Here is a 917-nt window from a genome sequence, read left to right on the forward strand (position 1 = left end):
CTGCCACGGGCTGCTGCACCCCGACCTGATGGGCCCGAACAGGCCCGGGCCCAAGGGTTTCCGCGACCTGCCGATCGGCATCGAGGGCCTCTATCTCGGCGGCGCCGGCTGCCACGGCGGGCCCGGCATCACCTTCATCCCCGGATACAACGCCGGCTACCAGGTGCTCGACCACCTCGGCTGAGTCGTTCGATTCGAGCTGCATACTCGTCGTAGGCTTCGCGGCTTCTGGGTTCCGCAGTTATGGGCCGCGGGGCCTGCCGCGCGATCCCTGCTTCCCTGAGCCACCATGCTTGCTCAGATCTGGACCAACAACGAGTGATCCGCCAGTTGCGGCGCGCGCAAGTGCCGCGCGGCCGGCCGAACGCTCGGGCGCTCAATGTCACACCTCGGCGCTATGTTCAGCTTCAGACAGACGGGCGGCTCCTGGAAGGGGGCAGACGTCCGGCCGAACCCCGGAGGACTGGTTGCGTGGCGCGAGTAAGCAGTACGACGCGGCTCAATTCGTCGCGCAGAGGCTGCCTAGAATCCTCGCCCACTGTTGCGGGCTTCTATCGGCCAGCTCTGATGGTTGCTTTGATCGATATCGCGGAGGCGTAGATCTGGTGAGCGCCTACGTCTCCCGCGTGATCCGCGGCGATTGCGTCTGGGAGTACTCGCCCGCCGCGGTCGAAGCCCTCGATGCGCTGCTCGCGGCGGACGCGTTCGCTCACGGCGAGTTGACGGGTTTGATCGAGGACTCGCAAGAGCCTGGCGGCCTCGCTGCCGCGATCAACCGAGACGACGGCTACGACTATCGCGCCCCTTTACCATTTCCACCCTGGCAGATGAAGGATCCTCCTTGGCTGGGCGAGTTGAAGGTCAAAGGCAAGCGGGGTATCCCTCTCTGCCAACCTGGGTTGAGGCACCCGCCCCCT

Annotated in this window: 1 protein-coding gene and 1 pseudogene; both read left to right on the plus strand. The window is 65.9% G+C overall.

The features are described 5' to 3' along the window. Positions 1–184 (plus strand): annotated as a pseudogene (locus tag CWS39_RS28310) (NAD(P)/FAD-dependent oxidoreductase); the annotation flags it as partial. Positions 185–605: 421 nt separating this feature from the next. After that, a partial coding sequence (locus CWS39_RS28315) for a hypothetical protein (protein ID WP_142386987.1) occupies positions 606–917 on the plus strand: 312 nt, incomplete at its 3' end.

This window comes from Mycobacterium hubeiense, assembly GCF_002838065.1.
Lineage (GTDB): Bacteria > Actinomycetota > Actinomycetes > Mycobacteriales > Mycobacteriaceae > Mycobacterium > Mycobacterium hubeiense.